The 25,516-nt window shown below is 62.5% G+C and carries 23 protein-coding genes; 14 read left to right on the plus strand and 9 right to left on the minus strand.

Annotation, left to right across the window (positions count from 1 at the left end; genetic code table 11):
* The coding region (locus tag F6X40_RS37685) for a hypothetical protein (protein WP_187631370.1) at positions 1-190 on the minus strand (190 nt) is incomplete at its 3' end.
* Positions 191-521: 331 nt separating this feature from the next.
* Here F6X40_RS37685 and F6X40_RS37690 point away from each other — a divergent pair.
* Entirely contained in the window at positions 522-983 is a 462-nt protein-coding gene (locus F6X40_RS37690; protein ID WP_184023091.1) for a Rap1a/Tai family immunity protein, read from the plus strand.
* Between the two features lie 93 nt (positions 984-1,076).
* Here F6X40_RS37690 and F6X40_RS37695 read toward each other — a convergent pair whose 3' ends face one another.
* Positions 1,077-1,922 (minus strand): aldo/keto reductase, encoded by an 846-nt coding sequence (locus tag F6X40_RS37695; protein WP_187631371.1) that lies wholly within the window; start codon positions 1,920-1,922, stop codon positions 1,077-1,079.
* 195 nt (positions 1,923-2,117) lie between these two features.
* Between F6X40_RS37695 and F6X40_RS37700 the strand changes: the two genes are divergently transcribed.
* Entirely contained in the window at positions 2,118-2,864 is a 747-nt protein-coding gene (locus tag F6X40_RS37700; protein ID WP_013090333.1) for a GntR family transcriptional regulator, read from the plus strand.
* A gap of 66 nt (positions 2,865-2,930) precedes the next feature.
* Here the strand turns inward: F6X40_RS37700 and F6X40_RS37705 are convergent, their stop codons facing one another.
* Positions 2,931-4,340 (minus strand): CoA transferase, encoded by a 1,410-nt coding sequence (locus F6X40_RS37705; protein WP_187631372.1) that lies wholly within the window; start codon positions 4,338-4,340, stop codon positions 2,931-2,933.
* Between the two features lie 126 nt (positions 4,341-4,466).
* Here F6X40_RS37705 and F6X40_RS37710 point away from each other — a divergent pair, with 126 nt between their 5' ends.
* Complete coding sequence (locus F6X40_RS37710; protein WP_187631373.1) at positions 4,467-5,708, plus strand: citrate/2-methylcitrate synthase; 1,242 nt, start codon at positions 4,467-4,469, stop codon at positions 5,706-5,708.
* A 35-nt stretch (positions 5,709-5,743) separates the two neighbouring features.
* On the opposite strand, the gene F6X40_RS37715 is transcribed toward F6X40_RS37710, so the two are convergent.
* Positions 5,744-6,049, minus strand: coding sequence for a DUF2917 domain-containing protein (locus F6X40_RS37715; RefSeq protein WP_184023083.1), 306 nt, complete (start codon positions 6,047-6,049; stop codon positions 5,744-5,746).
* Positions 6,050-6,231: 182 nt separating this feature from the next.
* Here F6X40_RS37715 and F6X40_RS37720 point away from each other — a divergent pair, with 182 nt between their 5' ends.
* From F6X40_RS37720 to F6X40_RS37730, 3 genes are all read left to right on the plus strand, one after another.
* Entirely contained in the window at positions 6,232-7,650 is a 1,419-nt protein-coding gene (locus F6X40_RS37720) for a PLP-dependent aminotransferase family protein (protein ID WP_187631374.1), read from the plus strand.
* Positions 7,651-7,779: 129 nt separating this feature from the next.
* Positions 7,780-9,240 carry a multidrug transporter subunit MdtD gene (gene mdtD / locus F6X40_RS37725; RefSeq protein WP_184072681.1) on the plus strand — a complete coding sequence of 487 codons (1,461 nt, stop codon included), beginning with the start codon at positions 7,780-7,782 and terminating at the stop codon, positions 9,238-9,240.
* Positions 9,241-9,560: 320 nt separating this feature from the next.
* A complete protein-coding gene (locus F6X40_RS37730) occupies positions 9,561-10,835 on the plus strand; it encodes an EAL domain-containing protein (protein WP_184023079.1) in 1,275 nt (424 codons plus the stop codon).
* On the opposite strand, the gene F6X40_RS37735 is transcribed toward F6X40_RS37730, so the two are convergent.
* Positions 10,791-11,846 carry a sigma-70 family RNA polymerase sigma factor gene (locus F6X40_RS37735; protein ID WP_187631375.1) on the minus strand — a complete coding sequence of 352 codons (1,056 nt, stop codon included), beginning with the start codon at positions 11,844-11,846 and terminating at the stop codon, positions 10,791-10,793. The genes F6X40_RS37730 and F6X40_RS37735 overlap by 45 nt on opposite strands.
* A gap of 24 nt (positions 11,847-11,870) precedes the next feature.
* Between F6X40_RS37735 and F6X40_RS37740 the strand changes: the two genes are divergently transcribed.
* The 3 genes from F6X40_RS37740 to F6X40_RS37750 all read left to right on the plus strand — a co-directional run bounded on the left by F6X40_RS37740 (position 11,871) and on the right by F6X40_RS37750 (position 14,470).
* Entirely contained in the window at positions 11,871-12,017 is a 147-nt protein-coding gene (locus F6X40_RS37740) for a hypothetical protein (RefSeq protein ID WP_184023077.1), read from the plus strand.
* A gap of 90 nt (positions 12,018-12,107) precedes the next feature.
* On the plus strand, positions 12,108-12,755 hold the full coding sequence (gene clpP / locus F6X40_RS37745; protein WP_018421618.1) for an ATP-dependent Clp endopeptidase proteolytic subunit ClpP: 648 nt from the start codon (positions 12,108-12,110) through the stop codon (positions 12,753-12,755).
* A 164-nt stretch (positions 12,756-12,919) separates the two neighbouring features.
* Complete coding sequence (locus F6X40_RS37750) at positions 12,920-14,470, plus strand: NYN domain-containing protein (protein ID WP_187631376.1); 1,551 nt, start codon at positions 12,920-12,922, stop codon at positions 14,468-14,470.
* A gap of 121 nt (positions 14,471-14,591) precedes the next feature.
* Here the strand turns inward: F6X40_RS37750 and F6X40_RS37755 are convergent, their stop codons facing one another.
* On the minus strand, positions 14,592-15,143 hold the full coding sequence (locus F6X40_RS37755) for a glycine zipper family protein (RefSeq protein ID WP_187616354.1): 552 nt from the start codon (positions 15,141-15,143) through the stop codon (positions 14,592-14,594).
* A gap of 159 nt (positions 15,144-15,302) precedes the next feature.
* Here F6X40_RS37755 and F6X40_RS37760 point away from each other — a divergent pair, with 159 nt between their 5' ends.
* Entirely contained in the window at positions 15,303-15,473 is a 171-nt protein-coding gene (locus tag F6X40_RS37760) for a hypothetical protein (protein WP_187631377.1), read from the plus strand.
* 923 nt (positions 15,474-16,396) lie between these two features.
* Here F6X40_RS37760 and F6X40_RS37765 read toward each other — a convergent pair.
* Together F6X40_RS37765 and F6X40_RS37770 are read right to left on the minus strand one after the other, a co-directional pair.
* Entirely contained in the window at positions 16,397-17,704 is a 1,308-nt protein-coding gene (locus F6X40_RS37765; protein ID WP_187631378.1) for an MFS transporter, read from the minus strand.
* Between the two features lie 307 nt (positions 17,705-18,011).
* A complete protein-coding gene (locus F6X40_RS37770; protein ID WP_187631379.1) occupies positions 18,012-18,755 on the minus strand; it encodes a GntR family transcriptional regulator in 744 nt (247 codons plus the stop codon).
* A gap of 143 nt (positions 18,756-18,898) precedes the next feature.
* Here F6X40_RS37770 and F6X40_RS37775 point away from each other — a divergent pair, with 143 nt between their 5' ends.
* Genes F6X40_RS37775 through F6X40_RS37790 form a run of 4 tightly spaced genes read left to right on the plus strand, consistent with a single transcriptional unit; the run spans position 18,899 to position 25,108 of the window.
* Positions 18,899-20,203: an MFS transporter gene (locus tag F6X40_RS37775; RefSeq protein WP_187631380.1), complete on the plus strand. Its 1,305-nt coding sequence runs from the start codon at positions 18,899-18,901 to the stop codon at positions 20,201-20,203.
* Positions 20,200-21,087 (plus strand): amidohydrolase family protein, encoded by an 888-nt coding sequence (locus F6X40_RS37780; RefSeq protein WP_187631381.1) that lies wholly within the window; start codon positions 20,200-20,202, stop codon positions 21,085-21,087. The genes F6X40_RS37775 and F6X40_RS37780 overlap by 4 nt, the downstream gene beginning before the upstream one ends.
* Before the next feature lie 7 nt (positions 21,088-21,094).
* Entirely contained in the window at positions 21,095-22,381 is a 1,287-nt protein-coding gene (locus tag F6X40_RS37785) for an ATP citrate lyase citrate-binding domain-containing protein (protein ID WP_187631382.1), read from the plus strand.
* 27 nt (positions 22,382-22,408) lie between these two features.
* The gene (locus tag F6X40_RS37790) at positions 22,409-25,108 is read left to right on the plus strand and encodes a CoA-binding protein (RefSeq protein ID WP_187631383.1); all 2,700 of its coding nucleotides are present in this window, start codon (positions 22,409-22,411) and stop codon (positions 25,106-25,108) included.
* A gap of 154 nt (positions 25,109-25,262) precedes the next feature.
* On the opposite strand, the gene F6X40_RS37795 is transcribed toward F6X40_RS37790, so the two are convergent.
* Positions 25,263-25,516: hypothetical protein (locus F6X40_RS37795; protein WP_187631384.1), on the minus strand; the 254-nt coding region annotated here is incomplete at its 5' end.

A 25,516-nucleotide genomic window follows, 5' to 3' on the forward strand; every position in this document is an offset into this window, starting at 1 on the left:
CCCTAGCGGTGGTTTCGGCGGTGCGAATGGTGGTGGCTTCGGTGGTGGCTTCGGTGGTGGCTTCGGTGGTGGCTTCGGTGGTGGCTTCGGTGGCGGGTTCGGCGGAGGCTTTGGCGGAGGCTTCGGCGGCGGTCACGGAGGCAAGGGTGGCGGCAGCGGCGGCAGTGGCAACGGTGGCGGGAACGGGCACTAGGCGTCGCCCGTTGCCCCGGGTAGGGAGCCCCCGCGCCCTACCCGCCGGCGACATGTCGCGGCATACTGTCCGCTATCCGCTGGCAACGGCGGTGATGTCCCGATCCCCCGGTCGGGCGTCACCGCCGCAGGCCGGTCGGAGCGGCCCGCCCGCCTTCGGCGCGCGCTGACGGAATGGCTCGGAGCGCGCGCGCGCCGCGCCTCGCGCCATCGCGCGAACCGCACCGCGAGCGGCGGGAACACAACCTCCATTGCGTGCGAGTGTTATGGAACCAATCCGAGACGACCGCCTCATATCAAATTCATCGTTCGATATGAGGGCCCACAACATGCATAGAAGCGTCCCCCCCTCCGCGACCCGCACGGCAGCCGCCGTGCTGACCGCTGCCGCCTTGGGCCTCGCATCGCTCGCCAATGCGCAAACACCCGCGCAGCCAATGGCGCAAACCTTGTCGCAAGCGGCACCACCGGTCGACCCGAGCTTCTCCGCCTACTCGCTCGTCCAGAGCTGCAAACAGCGCCACGACAACGTCGCGCAAGGGCAATGCGTCGGCGCGATCCGCGGCATCATCCACGGTTATCAATACGGCGTGCTGTTCCTCTCGCAACGAGCAACCCTCCCCGCCAACGAAACGCAGCGCGTGTCGCTATGCCTGCGCGACGTGGCGGTGTCGTCGATCGTCGACGACTTCCTCGCCGATGCCGCCCAGGTGCCGGACGACGCGCTGCAGCACACCCCCGCCGAAGTCGCCGTGCTCGGCTCCGTGCATCAGCACCATCCCTGCACCTGAGCGCCGCGTCAGCGCGAGCGGCGTCATCGACGCCCACAGCGCTTCGAGCCTCGCGCGCCGCCGTTGCGCAACGGACGGCGGCCGCGCCGGCGCTTACAACATCTCCAGCGCACGCTTGCCGCGCGGCGGCTTGAAGTGCGCGTCGAGCGCGGCGAGTTCGCCGGCTTCCAGCACCAGTTGCGACGCGCGATGGTTGTCCCGCACATGCTCCACGCGCGCCGCCTTCGGAATCGCGCACACATTTGGCTTGCCCAGCACCCACGCGAGCGCCACCTGAAACACCGAGACGCCGCGCGCGTCGGCGATATCGTCGAGCGGCGAGCGTTTCGGCAGCCGCGCATGATCGACCGGGCTGTACGCCATCGCCGGCATGCCGCGCGCGGCGAGCCACGGCAACAGATCGAACTCCGGCCCGCGCCGCGCCACGTTGTACAGAATCTGGTTGGTCGCGCACGCGTCGCCGCCTGGCGTCGCGACGAGTTCGTCCATGTCGTCGGTATCGCAGTTGCTGACGCCCCAGTGACGGATCTTGCCCGCGCGCCGCAGCGCCTCGAAGCCGTCGACGGTGTCCGCGAGCGGCACCGAGCCACGCCAGTGCAGCAGATACAGATCGAGCCGGTCCGTTTTCAGACGCTTCAGGCTCTGCTCGCACGCGGCGATCACGCCGCGCCGGCTGGCGTTGTGCGGATACACCTTGCTGACCAGAAACACCTTGTCGCGCAAACCCGCGAGCGCTTCGCCGAGCAGCGACTCGGTCGCGCCGTCGCCGTACATTTCGGCCGTATCGATCAGCGTCATGCCGAGTTCGATGCCGCAGCGCAGCGCATCGATTTCCGCCGCGCGTCGTGCCCGCTGCTCGCCCATTTCCCACGTGCCCTGCCCCAGTGCCGGCATGCGCTCGCCGCCCGGCAGGCTCACGCTTGCGATCTCGCTCGTCATGCTGACTCCTCGAAAGTGGCTCGATCCAGATGCGATGCGCTGGCCCGCCGCCTCATCACGCAACGCATGCTACGAAAAACCTGGCGATGAGTTTAGCGGTTCCGCGGCCTCGCAACGGCGCGCCTGGCAAAAGCCCGCTATAACGGGACGCGCCGATGTTTTAAAATTGCCGCTTGCCCATCTTGCGTGAGCCCCATGACCTCTGCCTCGGAAGACCGCTGGCGCGACCTGCGCCCGGACCCGGAAAACGACACGCCGCTCTATCTGCAACTTGCCCGCAAGCTCGGCAGCGCGATCCACGAAAACCGCTGGAACGCCGGCGAGGCGCTGCCTTCGGAGCGCGTGCTGTCGGAGGCGCTCGGCGTGTCGCGCATCACGTCGCGCAAGGCGATCGCGCTGCTCGTGGAGCAGGGTTTGATCCGCCGCACCCAAGGCGCGGGCAGCTTCATCACGCCGCGCTACGAAGATCCGTTGTCGCGTCTGTCGAGCTTCAGCGAAATGCTGCGGCGGCGCGGCTTCACGCCGAGTTCGAAGTGGCTGTCGCGCGAAATCTCGCCGGCCAATCGCGACGAGGTGATCCAGCTGGGGCTGTCGCCGGCCGCAGCGGTCACGCGGCTGCGGCGGCTGCGGCTCGCCGACGGCATCGTGATGGCGGTCGAGAATTCGACGTTCCCGGCCGCGGTGATTCCCGATCCACAGGCAATCGGCGACTCGCTGTACACGTATCTGGAGAATCGCGGACTGACGATCGTGCGCGCGTTGCAGCACTTCCGCGCGGTGAACGCGAGCGACGAGATCGCGCAGCAGATGAGCATCGCGCCGAACGAGGCGTTGCTGTTGATCACGCGCGTGGGTTATACGGCGGATCAACGCGCGATCGAACTGACGGACACGTACTGCCGCAACGATTACTACGACTTCGTGGCGGAGTTGCGAAAGTAAGCTGCGACACGGTGGGCGGTTAGGTACGCCGCGTTCCCAACCTGAACGCGCCGCCCGCTCCAACCGTCACGTCCACCGGGCTTCGTGCGCGCCGATGCGCGCCGGCGGCAGCGCATAAAACGCAGGCGTCTGCTCCAGTTCCTCCGCCGGCAGCACGCCAAGCACACGCCCGAACTCCGATTGCACGCTCGCGACGCAATCGCGCACATCGTCGAGCGACACCTCGGGCGCCTGCTGCCCATCGGCCAGCAGCCCGAACGACTGCAGCCAACGCCCCGTCTGCGCAAGAGACACCTTCACATGCCAGCTGCCGCCCTCGCGAGCGCGCCGCGCGAGCGCGACCATCGCGCCGAACGCCGCCAGATAGCCGGTCGCGTGATCGAGCGCCTGACACGGCAGATGCCGCGGCTCGGCTGAACCCGCCGCCGCGCGCTCGGTCCACGCGATGCCGCTCGCCGACTGCACCAGACTATCGAAGCCGCGTCGCTGCGCCCACGGCCCTGTGTGCCCGTACGCGCACACCGAGACATAGACGATGCCGGGCCGCAGCCGCGCCAGCTCGTCCGGCCCGAAGCCGCGCGCCTTGAGCGCGCCCGGACGATAGGCCTGCAGGAACACGTCGGCATCGCGCGCGAGTCCGCGCAACGTGTCGCAGCCTGCCGCCTCGCGCAGATCGACGATTGCCGAACGCTTGCCGCGGCCGTTGTCGATCACGAGCGGCGCGATGTTCGGCAGATGCGGCCCGTTGATCGTCAACACGTCCGCGCCATGATGCGCGAGCGCGCGGCCGGCCACCGGTCCCGCGATGATCCTCGACAGATCCAGCACCCGCACACCCGCGAGCGGGCGGTCGATACCGGAGTCAACGTCAGCGGCGGCGTGGCGCGGCGGCTCGGCCGGGGCGTCGCCGATGCGCTCGATCTCGAACAGCGGCAAGCGCGCGATCGCTTTGGCCTGCTCGAGCGCGGCCCATTCGTCGGGCGTGCGAATCAAGGCGGCGCACAGGCCCGCGTCGGCGAGCGTTTGATCGAGCGTCGCGCCCTCCCAGCCACGAATCGCGGCCGCCACCGAGGGCCGCCCATTGTCACAACCGAGCACCTCGAGCACGCCCTTCAGGTGATGCGCGAAATTCGTATGCAGCTGAATCCAGCGGCCGTCGCCCGTTTCATAGAAGCCGGTGACCGGATCGCGCAGCGCGGGCGGCGGCCCATCGTCGATCCGCAAATAGCGTTCGCTGCGAAACGCCGCCAGCGCGCGACGCATCTGCACCGACACCTGTTGCAGGCGAGCGCTGCGCAAGCGCCAGTATTCGGCGGCGGCGAGGCCCGTCGCGGCGATGGTCGACGCCGCGAGGCTGCCGACACGGTAGACCGACGGCAAGCCGGGATCCGCGCCGGCGAGCGACACGGCGTGCAGCGCGACCGGATCGCCGCCGGCGAGGGTCCAGATGTGCTTGAGGGCGAGTTCGGGCGTCATTGGATCGGGCGCGCTGGCCGCGCGGACAGGAAGCAGGTACACCGAGTCTAAATTTGCGCCTTGCCGCAATCAATCTTGATTATGATAATCAACATATATTGATTTCTTCGGTTTATACGCACTTTTATGCCAGCCCCGATTTACCTGAGCGCCGCCGAAGCGGCCGCAACGCTCGGCGTCAGCGTGCCGACGCTGTACGCGTATGTGAGCCGAGGCATGCTCGGCTCGTCGCCGGATGCGCAAGGCAGGCATCGGCTCTACGATGCCGCTGAGGTGCGCCGCCTCGCGCGTCGCAAGGCGGACGGCAAACGCGCCGGCAAGGTCGCGCAGAAGGTGCTCGACTGGGGCGTACCGGTGCTCGAATCGTCGATCACGCTGGTCGCGGACGGTCGGCTGCTGTATCGCGGGCACGATGCGATCGAGCTCGCGCGCAGTGCGTCACTCGAAGACGTCGCGGCGCTGTTGTGGGAATGCAGCGCGCGGCGCATCGCCGATGCGCCCGTCGTGCCGCTCGCCCCCGCGCAATGGGCCGCGTGGCTCAAGCTGTGGAGTGACAGCACGCCGCTCGATCGCGCGCTGGTGCTGCTGCCGGCCGCCGCCGCGCAGATGCCGCGCGTGTGGGCGCTCGGCCGCGATGCGCAGCTCGACACCGCGTGCGCCGTGATGCGGTTGCTGGCCGCCGCGATGCTGCCGGCGGCGCCGTCGAACGAACCGCTGCATCGGCAGATCGCGACGGCCTGGCGGGTGCGCAGCCGTCAGCAAAGCGGACTGCTGCGCGCGGCCCTGGTCGCCTGCGCGGATCACGAGCTGAACGCTTCGACGTTCACGGTCCGTTGTATCACGTCGACGGGCACGCACCTGTTCGGTGCGGTCGCGGGCGGGCTCGCGGCGCTTTCCGGGCCGCGTCACGGCGGCGAAACCGTGCGCATCGCCGCGCTGCTCGATGAGGCGTCGCGCTCGCCCGAGCTGGACCGCTATCTGGCGAACCGTCTCGCGCGCTACGAGCACGGCGCGCAAGGGCCGGTGCTGTCGGGCTTCGGTCATCCGCTCTATCCGGACGGTGATCCGCGCGCGCGGCTATTGCTGACGATGCTCGCCGACTGCGCGCCAGCCCGCTCGCCGCTCGACGAGGTGCTGCAGGTCGCGCGAGCGGTGCGCGACACGACCGGCGCGGAGCCGACGGTGGATTTCGCGCTTGCCGCGATCGAGCGCGTGCTCGGCTTGCCGAGCGGGGCCGCGTTCACGCTGTTCGCGCTCGGGCGGGTGGTCGGCTGGATCGCGCACGCGATGGAGCAGGCGCGCGATGGCCGGTTGATCCGGCCGCGGGCGCGGTATATCGGGGAGTATGAGGCGGGAGGTGCTGCTTAGGGACCAGGAAGAGGCGGCTCGCCGTTCGCCCTGCATCAGACCACGCCCGGCCGACGCGCCAGCCAAGCCGGCATCGGCCAGCCGAATAGCAGCGTCGGCAACCTGCGTTCCGAGCCGCTCGCCAGCGCAAAACGCGCCCCGGCCCGCCCGGCGCTGATCCATGCCACCGATCCACGTGCCAACTCGATCGACTGCCCCGCCGCCAGCCAGTGATCCTCATGCTCGCCCTCGACGGTCAGCCAGACGTTGCCGCTGATCACCTTGAAAATCGTCGGACGCGCAACCCGCCAGGCCGTGACGGGCTCGCCATGTTCCAGCTCGAAAACTCGCACTTCTCGCATCGCCGTTCTCCTCGATGAACTTTCTGTTGTCCCGATTATTGACGTGCGATGATCGGAGACCCATGCACAGTTCCGAACACTTTCATCGGAACTGTTCAGTCAAAAAACCGAACAGTTGGCATGGCTCGCGCGGCGCAGGTTTAAAACTTTCGCGTTCGCAGGCCGGCGACAGAGGCAAGCGCATGAAACTCGAAATCCAGCTCGATCGGGACAACGGCGTGCCGCTGACCGAACAGATCGTCGCGGGCGTCTCGGCGTGGATCCGCTCGCGCAATGCGCATCCTGGCTCAAAGCTGCCGTCGATCCGCCAGTTCGCCGCCGACTTCGGCGTAAGCCGCTTTCCGGTGATCGAGGCATACGACCGGCTGGTGTCGCTCGGCTATGTCGACTCGCGCCACGGCTCCGGCTTTTACGTCGCCGATCGCCAACCGACAGACATGTGCTGCCAGGGCACTTCGGACCCGCGCCGCGCCGATGTCGAGTCGGACCATCTGCTCGAGCAATTCAACTTTCCGGGCGAGACGCTGAAGCTCAGCACCGGTTTCATCCCCGAAAGCTGGCGCGACATCGATGGCATTGCGCAGGCGATCCGCCACGTGTCGCGAACCGATCCGGCTAGCATGGTCGAGTACGCGACGCCGCTCGGCAACCCGGTCTTGCGCGAACAGTTGCGCGGCCGCATTGGCCAGTTGGGCATCCAGGCAGACGCATCGCAGATTCTGATCACCAATGGCGCGAGCCAGGCGTTCGATCTGCTGGTGCGCTATATGCTCAAGCCAGGCGACACGATCTTTGTCGAGGACCCCGGTTACTACAACCTGTACGGCCTGTTGCGCCTGCACGGCATGAAGCTGATCGGCATTCCACGCACCGGCAATGGTCCCGACCTCGACGCGATGCAGGCGCAACTGAAGCTGCACCGGCCCAGATTGCTGCTCATCAACACCGTGTTCCACAATCCGACCGGCACCACGGTCGCACCGCAGGTCGCATTCCGTTTGCTGCAAATGGCGCGAGAGCATGGCTTCCAGATCATCGAGGACGATATCTACGCGGATTTTCAGACCGAGCTCACCGACCGCCTGGCCACCCTCGACCAACTCGAACAGGTGATCTACATCGGCGGATTGTCGAAAACGCTGTCGTCTTCGCTACGGGTCGGCTGCGTGGTGGCGAGTCACGCGATCATCAAGGACCTGGTCGACATCAAGATGCTGACGAGCATCGGCTGTTCGCGCTTTGCCGAAGCGGTGGCGGTGTCGATGCTGGAGCGCGGCGCATATCGCAAATATCTCGAGCGACTGCGCCGCCAGATGCGCGGCGCGCTCGGCTCGACCGTCCAGACACTCGAAGATGCCGGCTGGGAGATCTTCGAAGAACCAGCGGGCGGCAAGTTCGTGTGGGCACGCGTGCCGCATGTCGCGGACGCCGAGCGGCTCGTTGAATGCGGCGTGCCCCTCGGAGTGACGGTGCTGCCTGGACAGTACTTCAGGCCGAACCGGGAGGTGAGCCCGTGGATCAGGATTCATGTGGCGTTTGGCAACGAGCCACGGGCGCGGGCGTTTTTTCATGCGGCGGCGCAGTTGCCGCCTGATGCGTGAACACGGCGCGGAGCGCGGCCGTGACGCAGCGCCGACACCCGCGCAACGCTGCGCCGCCCGCTGCGCCGGGACCCGCTTTTCCCTAGAATAGCGAGTCCCAGCCCGACCGAGCGCGCCCAGCCACCTCATATGTCCACGACGCCGCCTCCGCCCGCCCTCGCTCCCGATATCCCCTCGGGTCCTTCGCCCCGCTCGCTGACCGTGATGCTGTGGCTGGTCGCCACCGGCTTCTTCATGCAGACGCTCGATTCGACGATCGTCAACACCGCGCTGCCCGCGATGGCGACAAGCCTCGGCGAACTGCCGCTGCGCATGCAATCGGTGGTGATCGCCTACTCGCTGACGATGGCGGTGATGATCCCCGTGTCCGGCTGGCTCGCCGACAGACTCGGCACGCGGCGCGTGTTCTTCAGTGCGATCCTCGTGTTCGCGGTGGGCTCGTTGCTGTGCGCGAACGCGCATACGCTGAACCAACTGGTGCTCTTTCGCGTTCTGCAAGGCGTGGGCGGCGCGATGCTTCTGCCGGTTGGGCGGCTCGCGGTGCTGCGAACCTTTCCGGCTGAGCGCTATCTGCCGGCGTTGTCGTTCGTGGCGATTCCGGGGCTGATCGGACCGTTGATCGGACCGACGCTCGGTGGCTGGCTCGTCAAGATCGCGTCGTGGCACTGGATCTTTCTGATCAACGTGCCGGTGGGCATCGTGGGCTGCATCGCGACGTTTATCTTCATGCCGGATAGCCGCAACGAACACACGGGCAAATTCGACCTTGGCGGCTACCTGTTGCTGGTGGTGGGCATGGTGGCGATTTCGTTCGCGCTCGATGGCCGCACCGAGTTCGGCATTCAACATGCGACGGTGCTGGTGCTGCTGATTCTGAGCATGGCGTGCTTCGTTGCATATGGGCTGCACGCGGTGCGCGAGCCCGCGCCGATCTTCCCGCTCGATCTGTTCAAGATCCACACGTTTAGCGTTGGGCTGCTCGGTAATCTGTTCGCGCGGATCGGCAGCGGCTCGATGCCCTACCTGATTCCACTGCTGTTGCAGGTGAGCCTCGGCTATAGCGCATTCGAAGCCGGGCTGATGATGCTGCCCGTGGCGGCCACGGGCATGGCGACGAAGCGCCTCGTGACGAAGCTGATTCTGAAGTACAGCTACCGGCGCGTGCTGATGGCGAACACGATTCTGGTCGGCCTGATGATGGCGAGTTTCGCGCTCACGAGCACGCATCAGCCGCTGTGGCTGCGGCTCGTGCAACTGGCGATCTTCGGCGGCGTGAACTCGATGCAGTTCACCGCGATGAACACGTTGACGTTGAAGGACCTCGGCACCGGCGGCGCCAGCAGCGGCAATAGCCTGTTTTCGCTCGTGCAGATGCTTTCGATGAGTCTCGGCGTGACGGTGGCCGGTGCGTTGCTGACAACCTTTACCGGCATCATGCAACGCGTGACCGGCGCCAATTCGCTGCCCGCGTTTCATGCGACGTTCCTCTGTGTCGGCATCATCACCGCATGCTCGTCATGGATCTTTGCGCAGTTGTCGCCGGAGATTCGCACGCCCGCGAAAAAGACCGATCCTTCGGAGCGTACTTGAAAGCCGCAGGAGCCAGGACGACGCATCCTTGTGCAGTCGCGAACGGATTTCCGGGCATCGCTCCGCGCGCGCCGCACGCAGCACGCTTGCACAGCGTCGCCGACCCGCAACAGGGCGCGTCCCGCACCAGCGAAGTGCGCGTTATCGCCTTCGTACCGCGGTGGGCGCACGACGATTTCCTCGGAGCATTGCTGGTGGACGCTCGAGCTGTGTTCGAACACGCGCATAGTTCTTGCTCGTCTATCCTGTAAACTCTTGGTCTGCGCGCGCGAACTCCTGCCTGGCCCAGCTAGCGCCGCCATTTCCACACGACTGACACGATGAGCATGATCGAACTCGATCCTCCCGGCTTCCAGCCACCACGCCCGATGGCCGGCGACGAAGGCTCCCGGCGTACCGTTCTCTATGGCGGCTACACCGTTTTCAGCGTGTTTCAGCCGGTCTTTTCGGTATCGCACCGGCGCGCGATCGGGTATCACGCGTCGCTGCGCGTGCACGACGAGCATGAGCGGCAAGTGCCCTCGCACGAAGTCTTTACGCAGGCCGCGCGACGCGGCGATCTGCTGGAACTCGGACGGCTGGCCGAATCGCTGCACCTCGGCAACTTCAACGCATTCGACAGCCACGACGAATGGCTCTTCCTCAGCCTGCATCCGGCCGCACTGATGGACACCAGTTACGGCGACGCGCTGCTTGCCAGCCTGAAGGCGCTCGGCCTGCCGCCGCAGCGCGTGGTGCTCGAAGTATCCGAACAGGCTGGCGGCGAAACCACGCGCTTCGCCGAAATCGTCGATTCGCTGCGCAAGTCCGGTTTCCTGATCGCGCTCGACGGCTTTGGCGCCAAGCATTCGAACATCGACCGGGTGTGGAATCTGCGGCCGGACATCGTCACGCTCGACCGCTGCATCCTCGCGCAAGCGAGCGAACACTCGCATATCGAGCGCGTGTTGCCGGGCCTCGTCTCTCTGTTGCACGAGTCTGGGCAACTGGTGCTGATGGGCGGTCTGAGCACCGAACGTGATGCGCTGATCGCGCTCGAATGCAATGTCGACTTCGTCCAGGGCGCATTTTTCGCGGGTCCGAGCGTCGAACCCGTCAAGCCGCAAGTTGCCGCTGGCCTGATGGATTCGCTCTCCGCTTCGCTGCGCGAACGCGTTGCCGCTCGAGAGAAAGCGCAATCCGCGCGGCTCGCGCCGTATGTCACGGCGCTCGAGGCAGCCGCCGCGCAGTTGGTTGCCGGGGAATCGATCACGCAGGCGACCGCACCTCTGCTCGCGCTCGGAGAAACGGCGCGCTGCTTTGTTTTGGACGGTTCGGGGCGGCAGATCGGCGACAACGTGCTGCCGCCGGGCCGCACGTCGCAACGCGCAAAGCGCTTCAGCCCGCTGCTGCATTCCGAAGGCGCGAGTTGGGAGCGCCGCCCGTACTTCATTCAGGCGATGCGTCAACCGGGGCGGGTTCATCTGACGCCGCCGTATCTGTCGATCAACGAAGCGCATCTGTGCGTGACCGCCTCGATTGCCGCGCACACGTCGCATGGTACGCAGGTGCTATGCGTCGACATCAACTGGGAAGTCGCGGCTCACCGTAACTGACGCCCCCGTATGGTCCTTGATGCGGGCAAGCAGTTCCGTGACCGCATCACGGCCCAGCATCCGGTTGGCCGCCTGCAGATGCGCGGCGCTGGTCAGGATGCGCAGCGAGACGATTTTCGCCGAAAGGTCCGTTTTGCCATCCGTCACCACGTCAATTAACCCGACGATGTCGCCGTCGCAGAACAGTGCGATGCACACCGCACCCGCCATCGACACCACCTCGGCATGGCTCGCCTGTTGCGCGAGCGATGTGACTACAGCCATCCACTTCGGACCTGAACCCGGTTCGCGGTCGCATTGCGCTTCGGTTTCAGGCGTTGGCCCTTGTGCTCGAAGGGCCGGGTTGGCTGTGGGGAACGGAGGGGGCGGAGCGTACAAAGGTACGTCGCTGATCAGTTGCGGCGCATCGCTGAAAAGCTGTAGCAAGCCCGCCCGGTCTTGCGCTTCGAGCGCCGCGCGCAAACGCTCGACGATTCGCCCATGCACCGCCGGATCGGGTCGCTCCAACGGCGCCCCCGCACGTCTCAGACGCTCCTTGGCGCGATGAACCATTTGCCGGCAAGCGGCCGGTGTGCGCTCGAGAATCGAGGCGATTTCCGCATAACCACACTCGAACGCTTCATGCAGGACGAGCGCCGCGCGTTCGTCTGGCTTCAGATGTTCGAGAAGCAGCATCACGCCGTACGACATATCTGCCGCTCGCAACGCCAACTCCTCCGCCGATGGTGCGACCTCGTCGAGCCACGGCTCCGGCAACCAGCCGCTAGCCTGTGACGCACGCTCGCGCCGTGCATGCCGCAGACGGTCGATCGCCGTGCGCGTGGTGAGCGTGGTGAGCCACGCGACCGGCGTTTGCACCGCCTGCGTATCGGCCAGGTGCCATTTGAGCCAGACATCCTGCACCACGTCTTCGGCCTCCGCGCGACTGCCGAGCATCCGATATGCGAGTGCCAGCAGACGGGCGCGCGCGGCCTCGAAACTGGATGCCTTGTCGATTCCCTGTTCCGTCATGCGTAGACCTCCCGATGGTGCGTGGTGAAAAAGCGGCTGCATACCGGTGGCATGGCTCAGGCGCGCGTCATGCTCGGTATTCCTGAGCTTGACGCATGGGCAACCGGTGATGTGACAGCGCGGCGCAAAAAAATTCTCTGTCACAACGCCAGCGGCTGCTTCGTCAAATGAGCAACAACCGGCGCATGTCACGCGGCTTCTGATCCGCGGCGGCCTGCGCATCCCGGAATGCCCGCGCCATCCATCCTGAACGAGGAATCCATGCCTTCCAGTTACCCGTCTGTCTCCGGCCTCGGCCTTGTGCCCACGGTGATCGAACAATCCGGCCGGGGCGAACGTGCCTATGACATCTACTCCCGCCTGCTGCGCGAGCGCATCGTCTTTCTTGTCGGGCCCGTGAACGAGCAGTCAGCCAGTCTGATCGTCGCGCAATTGCTGTTTCTCGAATCGGAGAACCCCGACAAGGATATTTCTTTTTACATCAACTCGCCCGGCGGCTCCGTGTATGACGGCCTCGCGATTTACGACACCATGCAGTTCATCAAGCCGGAGGTCTCGACCTTGTGCACGGGTTTTGCCGCGAGCATGGGCACCTTTCTGCTCACCGCGGGTCAACGCGGCAAACGGTATGCGCTACCCAATGCGCGCATCATGATTCACCAGCCGTCGGGCGGCGGTCAGGGCACCGCGGCGGACATCGAAATCCAGGCCAAGGAGGTGCTGTATGTACGAGCGCGTCTCAATGCGATGATGGCCGAGCGCACCGGACGCAGCATCGAAGAAATCGCGCGCGACACCGACCGCGACAACTTCATGTCGGCGCTCGAAGCGAGGGAATACGGATTGATCGATGACGTGCTGGAAGCTCGCGCGACATGGAACAACGCAGGCCGTCGCGACACCCTGTAACGGAACTGACATCGAGCCGCCCGCTGGACCACCGGTTGGACCGCTGGCTGCAAATTCCCACCTACCGATCGGTGCGAGCGCACCACAAAAGCTGCTCACCTTCGCTGGAATCGCTATCATGTCGCGATTCGTCGACTTCGACGACCGCTTCAATGGAGATACACATGGCGTCATCCAACGAAAACGTCAGCATGGCGCTGTTCTGCGACTTCGAGAATGTCGCGCTTGGCGTGCGCGACGCGAAGTACGACAAGTTCGACATCAAGCTGGTGCTCGAGCGCCTGCTGCTGAAGGGCAGCATCGTCGTCAAGAAAGCATATTGCGACTGGGATCGTTACAAGAGCTTCAAAGCCGCGATGCACGAGGCCAATTTCGAGTTGATCGAAATTCCGCACGTGCGCCAATCGGGCAAGAATTCCGCCGACATCCGGCTCGTCGTCGATGCGCTCGATCTCTGTTATACGAAATCGCACGTCAATACGTTCGTCATCATCAGTGGTGATTCGGATTTCTCGCCGCTCGTGTCGAAGCTGCGCGAGAACGCCAAACAGGTGATCGGCGTCGGTGTGCAACAGTCCACCTCGGATCTGCTGATTGCGAATTGCGACGAGTTCTTTTTTTACGACGATCTCGTACGCGAAAGTCAGCGCACAGTCGTGAGGCGTGAATCGTCGCGCCAGCAGCAAAGCGCGCAGCAGGCAGCCAAACGTGCGCCTGACGAAGAGAAAGCCCCGCCCAAGGAGGATCTGGAGAAGCGCCGCAGCAAGGCCGTTGAAATTGCGGTGCAGACCTTCGACGCGCTCGCTTCCGAACGTGGCGACAGCGGCAAGATCTGGGCGTCCGTGCTGAAGAACGCGATCAAACGGCGCAAGCCGGATTTCAACGAGACGTATTACGGGTTTCGTGCTTTCGGCAATCTGCTTGAAGAAGCGCAGGCGCGCGGGCTGCTCGAATTCGGCCGCGATGAAAAGTCAGGCGCGTACGTCTATCGAAGCTCAGCCGTGAACGTCGCGAGTGAAGCGGCAAGTGAAACCATCGGCGAAACCGCGGCGGAGCCTGCCGAAACGGGGTCGGCTGAAGCGGTATCGGCTGAACAGGCGGCCGAACATTCGTATGAAGCGCAGGCTGCGCAAGCGGCCGCGTCCGAGTCGGGCGGCAAGCACAAGTCGCGGCGCAAGGAGCGCAACAACCGCAAGCTGGGGCGGGGTCAGCAGGAGGCCGCGCACGGCAAGCGCGGTCACCACGAAACGGCTGATGAAGAGCATGCGGCTACCGCTCCGGCTCTCACCGAACACGCGGAACCCGCCGAAGAGGTCGAGCGGCAGGAACGGCGTGAACACGCGTCGCTCCCACATGAGTTCGTCACTGAACCGATAGCTGAAGAGTCCAAAGCTCGCGCTGTAACAGCGGAAGCGGATACAGCCGCTGAACAAGTCGTTTTCGGCCAAGGAACCGACCATTCCACCGACAGCGACCAATCGGCGCTGCGTCAAAGCGCCAAAAAGCGCGCATCGCGCAAAACGGCCGCGAAGAAAGTGAAGAAAAGCACGCCAGGCACGATCGAGGAAGTACCTGAGATCGCAGCCCCGGCCGCGCCCCCTGCTCCAGCAATCAACTCGGAAGAAGGGTCTGAGGCCGCCAGGAAGGCAGCCCGTAAAACGGCGTCCCGGAGCCGTCGCCCGCGCAAAGCGGCATCGACCGACAGCGCGGAATAAGGAGCGGCACGGATTCGACGATCGTCACTAAAAGCTACCGCCCAATCGTCCTTCGGACTTGAAATGCAGTACCGGCCGACAATGTAAGACAAGCAAGCCGGCCGGCCTCAGCTATCACCGCTCAGTAAGCCGGATAAGGCGCATACATGACGGGCGGAGGCGGCGCGTAATAAGGACGGGGCGCGATGTACACCGGTTGCGTCGAATAGTAAGGCTGCGGCTGAACGATCGTCTCGCCCTTCGAGGTCATGCACTGGGCGTAGGCGGTGTCGTAGCGCGCCTGCATGCCGGTCGCCGAATACTGGGCGCCATTCGCGCCGTTCGCGCCCCCGATCAGCAGACCGCTGCCGGCGCCGATCGCCGCGCCCGCGCCGGCGTTGCCCGCCGCGGCGCCGAACAGCGCGCCGATCGCCGCGCCGCCGAGCGTGCCGAGCGCCGCGCTGTTCACGCTGTTCGTGGTGGCCGCCTGCGCAGCGCCGGACGGATTCGTCGATTGATTTGCGTAGTCGCGGCACGCGTAGTCGTTCTGCTGGAACTGGCTGAGCGGCTCGCCGCTGCGCGGCATCGCGGCTATGCTCGGGCCGCTCGGTGGCGCCACTGCGCAACCGCCTAACGCGAGCGCGATGACGGCGGCGGGAATCGCCAGGCTGATCGTTTTATTGCTGGAAATCATGGCGGTGCACTTCGGAGGATTGGAATTCAAACGTTAGGCTAATCGCGAAATTCCGTGGTTACGGCTCAGTTACAGAAAGTTTTTTGCCCGGCTGGCTGGCCTCGACCTTGCTGCGAGTCGCCGTGGCGATTGGTACGTTATATCAAGTAATGCTTGTAGATGAGCTGGCAATCAATTGACACGACGCCGGCCGCGCCGAACGTCGTACTCCAGCAACCGAGCCCGACGACCTTCCCGAGCGCCGCGAACGCGCAGAACTTCCAGTACATGAACCATCCGCCGCCAGTGCCCGGCCAGTTCGGCGAAGTCGACGGGCGGGGATCGGGGTGATCGGCATCGGCAGATATCCAGGAATTCTGGCCCCGACGATTAGCCGCAGGGCAATTTCACTTAGCGCCGCGCGCCCCGCCAAACCGCAGTTACCAACTGTGACAAACTTCTTTCAGAAGCGCGTAAGAAGGGCATCCCTCGGTGGTAAGCAATACAATCCCTCCCCTTCCAATCGCCTCCAGAAAGAAAAAGCCCTCGCGATCGAGGGCTTTCGTCTCTGGCTACCATCTTCAATCGCGACCGCCAGGATCACGACATCAGACGGCGATCTGCAACCGGCATGTGCCGCGACAATAAAGTTTGGAACGTTCCGCAATAAAGTTTGGAAAGCAAAAGTATCATGTTGTCGCAGACGGGCGGCAAATCGTCGGACTGCTATACCAAATTTCGTATCGGAATCGCTCCGTTCATACTCAGTTGCATATGACCCCCGCGTTATTAGGGCGTTTAGACTGCGTTGAAATCGTCATGAAAGGACATTTCTTGACTTTATTGTTCGTCGACGCCGGCAGCAGTGGTTGGGTAACTGCGCTCATCTCGAGTGCAAGAAAGCGTTGGCGCGATCAAAAGGTTTTCGATCTATCGTTCGCCGCTCTAGCACCCTTGAACTGCGAACCTTGTCAAGTTCTGCGCCTCATCGTCGCTAGTCGACCCCGAAGAGACATTCAGCTAGCTCGTAAGCGGTCGTTCACCTCGTACAAACGATGGGGTTACAGGCGTACAACCCGTCATATATCCGAAGAAGCACTAAGGGCGACGCGCGCTCGATTTGAGCCTTGCTACGGAACTGCCTCCAGCCAGCCCGGATGGCTTTAACCGTTCGCGATGTTGAACCGCACTCAGCCTGCAACCAGTCGAAAAGTGCGGCTCGAATAAGTGCACGTTGCATCTGTGCAAAGAGCCCAGGCGTGTCAGCGCTCTCATCAAAGCCGAACCGTTGACGATGCAAGCGCCGCCTTGCGATGCCCACCGACTGTCCACGCAATCGCGGTCCCGATTGCGAGAGCTAACAGGCATGCAGTCGGAACAAGCATGGGTGCGACATGGCTATTACTAACTTTGCCGACGTACGGCATCAGGTTCTGTGCGAAGAACCCTCCGAGATTGCCGATGCAGTTGATGGCGGCGACACTTGCCGCGGCTCGAGCGCCGGAAAAGAAGCGCGGGGGAAGCGACCAGAAACAAGGGTACAGCAGAGGAATACAGGCGCCACCCACACACAGGGCGATGAAGCGCAACGAGACCGTCGGCAATACGAGGCTGGAGGCAAAACATACAACGCCGATGCCTGCGACCACGACCATTGCTTTTAACACCACCTGTTCACGTTTGAGCTTCCCGGGAAGCCAAAGCAGAAGAAGTGTCGCGAGTGCCCACGGAATCATGTTGAGCAGGCCGTTGACGCTCGACGAAACGCCCCAGCTCTTGACCAGCGTAGGCAACCAGTACGTAACACCGTACAGCGACGTCGACATCAGCATGTAGGTCGCTGCGAACATGAGAACCTTCGGGTCAAGCAATGCCGCCCATGGCCGGGACGCCTTTGCTTCCGGGGACGCATCGCGCACAAGCGCTGCGACCACAATGTCCTTCTCGTCCTGGGAAAGGAAGTTCGCTTCCTTGACGGAGCTCGGTAGATATTTAAGCGCTACGAAGGCAATCAGTATTGCCGGAAGACCGGTGGCAAGGAAGACCCATTGCCAACCCGCCAGTCCCAGTGTTCCGCCCAAGGAAAGGAGCAGCCCTCCGACCAGCGCGCCAAGCATGTTTGCCAGCGAACTGCCGAGGGTAAAAAGGCCAAGCACACGTGTCCGGTAGCTTTGAGGAAACCACTGCGTCAGGTAGTAAATGACGCCTGGATAAAAGCCGGCTTCAGCAACGCCCAGCGCAAACCGAAACGAGTAAAAAGCTGGCAGGGACCTGGTGAACGCCATTAGCACTGTAACGACGCCCCACGTAATCATGATGCGAGCGAGCCACGTCCGGGCCCCAAAACGATGAAGCGCCAGTGTGCTGGGCACCTCAAACAGGAGGTAGCCAATAAAAAACAGCGACGCTCCAAGGCCATACGCGGCTTCCGTCATGCCGAGTGCCTGAACCATTTCCAGTTTCGCGAAGCCCACGTTCTGCCGGTCGATGAATGCGATGAGAAACATGACAATCAGCAGCGGCATCAGCCGCCATGCCATTTTCTTCATTACCTGCTGCTCACGTGTTACGGACGTAGACATGTTCGCTCCAAGTTCCATGCCCGCTGCCGCTCGACTGGCGTTTCGAAAACGGTCAGTCAGACGAAAACAAGCAGATTGATATAGTCATATATATGTTTGTATGTTTGAGGTCGGGCTGCAATGAGGTATAACCCGGACGAGCGCATGCAAGCGAGCTGCGGCCGCAGCTGGCGACCAGTGATGTATTCGGCGAACGAGGTGTAGAGCCTGAAAGTCGCGGGAAAAATGCGACTTGCCGGGTGACAGAGAGTCAGTTCGCGTTGTCGGTCCCTATGACGGCACCGAACGCGGCGAGGGAGTCGCGTTGTCAGCGAATATCGACCTGATACTGGAACGCTGCAGCAGCACCACGCGTGGTGCGCCATTCAATAGGCGTCCCGGCGAAATCGGATGCCACACGGTGCACAAGGATTACCGGGCTGCCAACGTCGATATGCAAGAGCGCTGCATCAGCGTCCGTCGCCTGTTCGACGTTCAGAATCTCGGTTGCGGATGCGACGATTTGGCGGCAAAGCCGCTCGTAGAGCGGATAAAGCAAATCTTCGAAGCCACCAAGGGGCAGAGTCGCCAGCGCTTCGAAACGGCTTCGTGGAAGCCATATTTCTTCCGACAAAACCGGTTGTCCCTCAATCAGTCGTACCCGCGAGAGATGAACAGCCTTCTCCGTCGCCTTCATCCGCAAGGTTGAGCGAATCGTCTCGTTTGGCTTGACGACCTCGCGGCTGAGCACCTTCGCCGTCGGTCGGACCGGCTTCCCGTCAGCTGACTTGAATCGGAAGAAGCGGAACAACGACGAATCAAAGCGCGGGCGCCGGACAAAGGTCCCCTTTCCCTGGGTGCGGGTGAGCACCCCGTCGGCCACCAGCAAATCAATGGCTTTCCGAAGTGTGCCGGTCGACACGTTATAAAACAGGCTGAGCTCCGCCTCTGTGTCGATTGCCTTTTCTGGCGCCCACTCGCCCTCCGCGATGCGGCGCACCAGGTCATCGCGTAGCTGCTGGTATCGGGGCAATCGACCGTCTGGCTTGGCCGAGAACGACTGCATATCCATGATTCATATAGTTGTTCACAGGAATAGTCACTGTACAACATCTGCAGGAACAAGGGTAAATCCCCAATGACTTCTTCGTCGAGGCGCCTAAACTAAACATATAGTCATATACATGAATATATGAATTTACCTTGGAGACGGCGATGTTCACCTGGTACAAGCAAGGCACACCTCTCGAACGAAACACCTTCTGGGGATGTTTCGCGGGTTGGGGCCTCGATGCCCTCGATGTGCAGATGTTTACCCTGGCAATCCCCGCAATCATCGCAGCGTACGGCATCGACCACACGCAGGCGGGCGCAATCAGCGGCGTGACACTGGTGTCATCGGCGATGGGCGGCTGGTTGGCGGGCGCCTTGTCCGACAGGATTGGTCGGGTGCGGACGCTGCAGATTACGATTCTCTGGTTTGCCAGCTTCACGTTCCTCTGCGCCTTCGCCCAGAGTTTTCCTCAACTACTGGTCCTGAAGGCCCTGCAAGGGTTCGGGTTCGGCGGAGAGTGGGCTGCAGGCGCCGTGTTGATGGCTGAGACCATCCGGACGGAACACCGCGGCAAGGCCATGGGCGCGGTACAGAGCGCCTGGGCTGTCGGCTGGGCCGGCGCAGTGCTGTTGTATGCCGCAGCTTTTTCGTGGTTGCCGTCAGACACGGCGTGGCGTGTCATGTTCGGTGTTGGCCTGCTGCCCGCGCTTCTCGTCCTCTACGTCCGCCGCAATCTCCGCGAACCTGTGCGCGTTGAGCCGTCTCGCGCTGAACCCGCTGTTTCTGTGTGGGGGCAAATCGCGCAAGTATTCCAGCCGCGCGTCATCAAGACCACCGTCATCGGGGCGATTCTGGGCACAGGCGCACACGGCGGATACTACGCCATCATGACCTGGCTGCCGACCTTCCTCTCCAAGGAAAGACATCTGTCGGTCCTCAACACCGGTGGGTATCTGGCGGTTGTTATCGCGGCTTTCTGGTGCGGCTGTATGGCGAGCGCTTACCTGCTCGACCGTATCGGACGCCGTCGCAACATCGCATTCTTTGCATTTTCTTGCATCGTCACCGTGCTCGCCTACGTGATGCTTCCATTGAGCAACGCGCAGATGCTTGTTCTGGGCTTCCCGCTAGGCTTTTTCGCCGCCGGCATCCCGGCCAGCCTGGGCGCACTTTTCAACGAACTCTATCCTGCGGACATGCGCGGGACAGGCGTCGGCTTTTGCTACAACTTCGGTCGCATCGCCTCGGCGGGTTTCCCTGTGCTGGTCGGGTACATGAGTCATTCGATGTCGCTGGGAGCAGCGATTGGCATCGATGCCGCGATTGCGTATGGGCTGGCGATGGTTGCCGTGTTGCTGCTTCCCGAAACGCGCGGCAAGCGGTTGCGGCCGTCCGGCGTCGAACAGGCTTCGCGACCGGTCGCCGACGCCGAATTAGCGCTTGACCATCCCCGGAGCCAGCGATGACTCAGGCACCATCCATCGCGCGACCACGGCTGCCGCGCGTTGACACGCACGCGCACGTGTTTGCCCGGACTCTGCCGCTGGCGGACGGACGGCGCTACGCACCCGACTATGACGCAACGCTGGACGCCTACCTGAAGCTTCTGGACGAGAACGATATTGGCAATGCCGTCCTTGTCCAGCCCAGCTTTCTCGGCACCGATAACAGCCATCTTTTAAAGGCGCTGACCAGCGACATTAGCCGGCTGCGAGGTGTAGCAGTCGTGTCCCCCGAAATTTCAGAAGACGACCTGCAGCGGCTGAACTGCCAGGGTGTGACGGGCGTGCGTCTGAACCTTGTCGGGCAGACGCTCCCCAAGCTGGGCTCGGCGCCGCATGTAACGCTTTGGCGGCAGTTATCAAAACTAGGCTGGCATGTTGAGTTGCACAGGGAGGCCTCGGACCTGGCGCCGCTCGTCAACACTTTGCTGGATGAGGGCTTGCCAGTCGTCGTTGACCATTTTGGCCGCCCTGACCCGGACAGCGGCACACGCGACTCGGGGTTTCACGACCTGTTGGAGTTTGGCCCATCCGGCCGCGTGTGGGTCAAGATTTCGGGCGCCTATCGGTGCTCGGAGCCGGACTCGAGTTTCATGCGCGATGCCACGGACCAACTCATAGACGCATTTGGCGCCGAACGTCTGATGTGGGGTAGCGACTGGCCACACACGCAGTTTGAACATGCGACGGACTACAGCCAGACGCTTACCGCGTTGCTGGACTTACATCTTGCGCCCGCGATTGTCGAGGCAATCCTGTGCTCAACCCCGCACTCGTTTTACGGGTTCGACAAAGACCCCGTGAGGGATATTGTCCGGACGACACCGACTTCCCAACTCACTTCCTGAGGTCATCATGCAAGTCACCGGTATGTTGCACGGCGCCAGATTGCTGCAGTTCGTGGGCTTTCCGACACCCGAAATTCTCGGTCCGGATGCCAGCGAAGAGCAGATTCGAGCGATGCTGAAAAAACACGGGATGATTTTCATCAAGCCGGTTTTCAAGGGCGGTGTTGGCAAGAAGGGCAAGGCCGGTCTGATTGGCCGCGCGACTGACCTGACGACCGCCTTGAAGGAGAAGGAGCGTCTTTACTTCGTCGAACATCACGTTGCCAATACTGTGTCGAAAGCCAACGGTGTGACGTTTGAGGCGAGCGTGCCGGCCGAGTACGAGGTCTATTTCTCGATTACCGACTCGACACACTTCCGCGCACCGACGATGACGCTCACACATCACGGTGGCGTCGACATCGAGGAACTGGACAAGTCGCAAGTTGTGCAGATTCCGTTTGACCCGCTCACCGGGCTCAAGGCGTTCGTCGTGGCGAACGCGCTTTCGACGCTGGGCGCACCCAAACAGATTATCTCGCCGCTTGTGCAGCACCTCCCCAAGTTGTGGGAGCTCTACCACGGGTTCGGAATGACGACCCTCGAACTCAATCCAATCCGGATGCGTGAGGATAGCAAGGGACGGCTGACACCCGTCGCCTGTGACTTCAAATGCGGCTTCGACCGTGATGACCCGCGCTGGCAGCGCCTTGACCTGCCCGCGCATCTCTTCGCAGTCGACTATTCAGACTTCGAACAGGAAATCAACCAGCTTCGCACATATCAAGGGCAGAGCGACGTCTACGTCATTAACGCGAAGGGCAGCATTCTCGCTCCGACGTTCGGTGGCGGCGCGAACTCCCTTGTCACGCAAATGCTCGGAGACGACGCCATCATCTCGTCAGACTTCGGCGGCAACCCACCCTACGAAAAGATGAAGGAAGTCGCCCGCATCTGCTTCAAGCACTGGATTGAGCAGAGCAATGTGCTGTTCATCATTGGTGGAAAGTCGAACAACACGGATATTTTCGAAACATTTCGCGCAATGGCCGACGCGTTACGCGAGCACTTCAGTCAGCACGGCCCGACGCCGCTCTATGTGGTGGTCGGCCGTGGCGGTCCGAATCTGGTTCGCGGAATGGGAGCATTGCGCGACACGCTCGATTCACTGGGATTGCCGTACACCTTCTTCGGGTTTGACTCGGACATGAGCGAGGTCGTCCTGCATGCGAAGCAGGTTGACCAATGGATGAAGGCAGGCGGCCGTGAGCAGATTGCCGCGAAGCTGGGAATTGCGGTCAAACAGGCTGCCTGAGCATCTCATCGACTGAGGAGAATCATTATGTACAAGCAGGGCATTGGCGATTTTAAATACTTCGTAGGAATTAGTTCGTTATCCCAAGTTGCAACAAAGGACGACCGCGTTTGCGTGCTCAACATTCTGGGCGGCGAGTCGAGCGATGTCACGCCCGTCGGTCATGCCTATTCCGGTGGCAATGTGGTGTTTGGCACGGCTCCGGGAAAGCGCGGCCAGGTACTGGAAACGGCACTTGGAAGCGTGCCGGTCTACAACAACGTTCTCGAAGGACTGAACGATGGCCACAGGTTCAACTGCGGCGTCATCTACCTCCCTCCTTCCGCTGCTCGAGATGGCGTGGCCGAGCTTATCCGCGTCAACCCGGAACTGAAGAAGATTTTCATCGTCACCGAAAAGCTGGCCGTCAGTGACTCCCGCGAAATCCGCGCGATGGGTCAGTCCAACGGCATCGACATTTTTGGCGGCAACAGCCTCGGCGTAGCTGACACCTGGAACCAGGTGCGTATCGGCGGAGCGCTGGGCGGCGACAATCCTGAAGAGGCATTGCGACGCGGCTCAATTGCATTGTTCTCGAACTCGGGCAACTTCACAACGACCATTGCAACCTACCTGCGGATGGCCGGATGGGGTACGACAACAGCCATTTCAAGTGGCAAAGACGTCTACATTCAATTCGCGGCGCCCGAGTTCGCTGCGGCGCTGGCAAACGACGCGCGAAGCAAGGCCGCCGTTCTTTATGTTGAACCGGGCGGCTACTACGAGCTCGACGCCAACTTTACGAAGCCGGTGGTTGCGTGCGTCGTGGGTCGCTGGAAGTCAAAGCTGACCCGTGCTGTCGGACACGCGGGTGCTATGTCCGGAGGCGCGGACGACGCCGCATCGAAAGAACAATGGTTTCTCGATAAATTCGGGGTGTCAAGTGTGTTCACACCGGACAATCCGGCCGTGTCGGCAAAGGGTGCGCTTGTCACGAACATCGCGCACATACCCGCAGCACTCACGGCCGTGATGCGTGAAAACGCCTGCAGGCCAGATTTCGAGCCGGAAGGTAACCTCGCATTAAAACCGTGGTTTAGCAGTCACCGCGGATTGAGCCTGCCGCAGGCGCTCGATTTGCCTGTCGTGCAGGCCACGGCCCCATACGATGCCCAGATTGCCGCGCTCGACAAACAGGTTGGAGCTGTACCACCGCGACAGTCGATGAAGGATGCTTCTGGCGCGTCGCAGATGGACCCGAAGTCGCAGGTGACCAGTCTGTACGGCGTTTCGATGCTTGATGCGGCGCAGTACCCCCTTGAGACAAACGTAAGCCTCGCGCTGCTCCACGAACCCGGCGGGATGAACGACCGCGCGCTAATCAACGTCGCTGTGAGTGCGTTCCTGAACCTGTATGGACATCCTGCACTCGCGGCGGCGCAGGCTGCACGGGATGCCGGTAATGCACCGAACACTGTTCTTGCCGCCGCTGCGAGCATTATCGGGCCGCGCGGGCAAGTCGGGCCCCGCCAGGCGGTCCGCGCTCTAATCGACGCCTTCGCTGCGGTGAGGCTCGAGAACGCGACGGACGAAAATTTCGACTTTTCTCGCGCCCAAGTCAGCGACTTAAGCCTGTTCGTCGGCAGCGAACCTGATTTGCGGGCTCGCGCAATCCTGGACGGACTCAACGCCCGCGACGTCAAGTCGACGTTCGTGCGATATATCGAAAGCCTGCCTGGCGAACCGACTACTGACGCCGTACTGGCGGCCATTTGCGCGACGCTCGCATGGGGACCGCTAATGCGCAAACGCATTTCGCGCCTTTCGGCCGAGAGCCTTCCCTGGTGGATACAGCTGTTCGGTTCTTTAATCGGAGCGTCGGTGCCGTCGGATCAGCACTGCCCGGACAGCTTCTGCGGCGTCGAAACGAAAGCAATCCTTGAGCAGCGGTCGCTTGGTGAAACCGCCTTCAGCGCGTTGTTTGGATTGTCGCCAGGCACGAGCGACTTGTTTTCCTTCCAATTGCTGGTCGGTCTGCTGCTGTCAAATGGACCCGGAACGATTTCCGCGCAGGGTGCAAAAGGTGCGGTCTCTGCTGACGGTCCCGAAGACCCCGAACGCGTCCAGCTCAACAAGGCGTTAATCGGCTTCCTGACGCACAGCGGTTATACACACGGCGGAAATGGATTCGAGGGAATTGCATTTTTGCTCGACCAGTTCAGGGATAGTGGACTGACTGACCCGGGCGACCCGGCTCACGGGCTCGATCTGAAAGCACTGGCGATGACGTACGTCGAAAGTTACGCCAAATACAAATCGAGCAAGAAAACGAGCGGCAGCCTCGACATTCAGAAGATTCCCGGCGTGAATCATCCGGTGTTTAAGGACAAGCCGGTCAACCACGATCCACGTGAAGTGTTCGTTCGGCAGTTGTTCGCCGAGCGCGGCGAATATAACATCTTCCACGACTTCTATCGGACGTTGGTGCAAAGTCTGTTCGACGCCGGGGTTTCGCGAAACGTCTACTGCGTCAACGTCGACGCGGTGATTGCCGCGTTGCTGCTCAAGATGCTCTGGCAGCCATATCGTGACGGAACCTATTCCCGCAACGCCTTGGAGACGGCCGCCTTCACTATATTTCTATACCCCCGCATGCTCGGTTGCGCGGCTGAAATCGACGACCATATGAACCGCGGAAGGAACATGGATACGCGGACACCCGCGTCGGAGTGCCGTTTCGTCGCGTAGGGGGATGACCCGGCAGCGCTAGACGTCCTTCTACGCTGCCGGGCTTACGCTCACATCTGTCTGATGTCCCTAAGTTGCGGCGGTCAAACCGGTTCACTGCCTCTGATGTGTGCTGTACCCGGACCAAGGACATGCGCAAATCCGAACGGGAGGTTTAACGCGAACAGTCAGCAATTTCATCATTGACGTCTTCTGCCTGGCGGAAAGGAAGCTGCGTCAAGACCATCGTCTCGGCTCGTCGATTGTTGACGATCCAGGTCTTGTTAGCGAATGACCGAATCTGGCCGACCATCGCCTCATGCGCCCAGCGTTTGCCACTCCGCAAGTGGCGCTCGACTTTCTCACGCACGGTCGCTGGCGAAAGGTTGGTCTCAGGTAGTTCCGCGGCGCGCACCACCCTCACGAGTA

Origin of the sequence: Paraburkholderia sp. UCT31 (assembly GCF_014397655.1) — a bacterium.
Classification (GTDB): Bacteria; Pseudomonadota; Gammaproteobacteria; order Burkholderiales; family Burkholderiaceae; genus Paraburkholderia; species Paraburkholderia tuberum.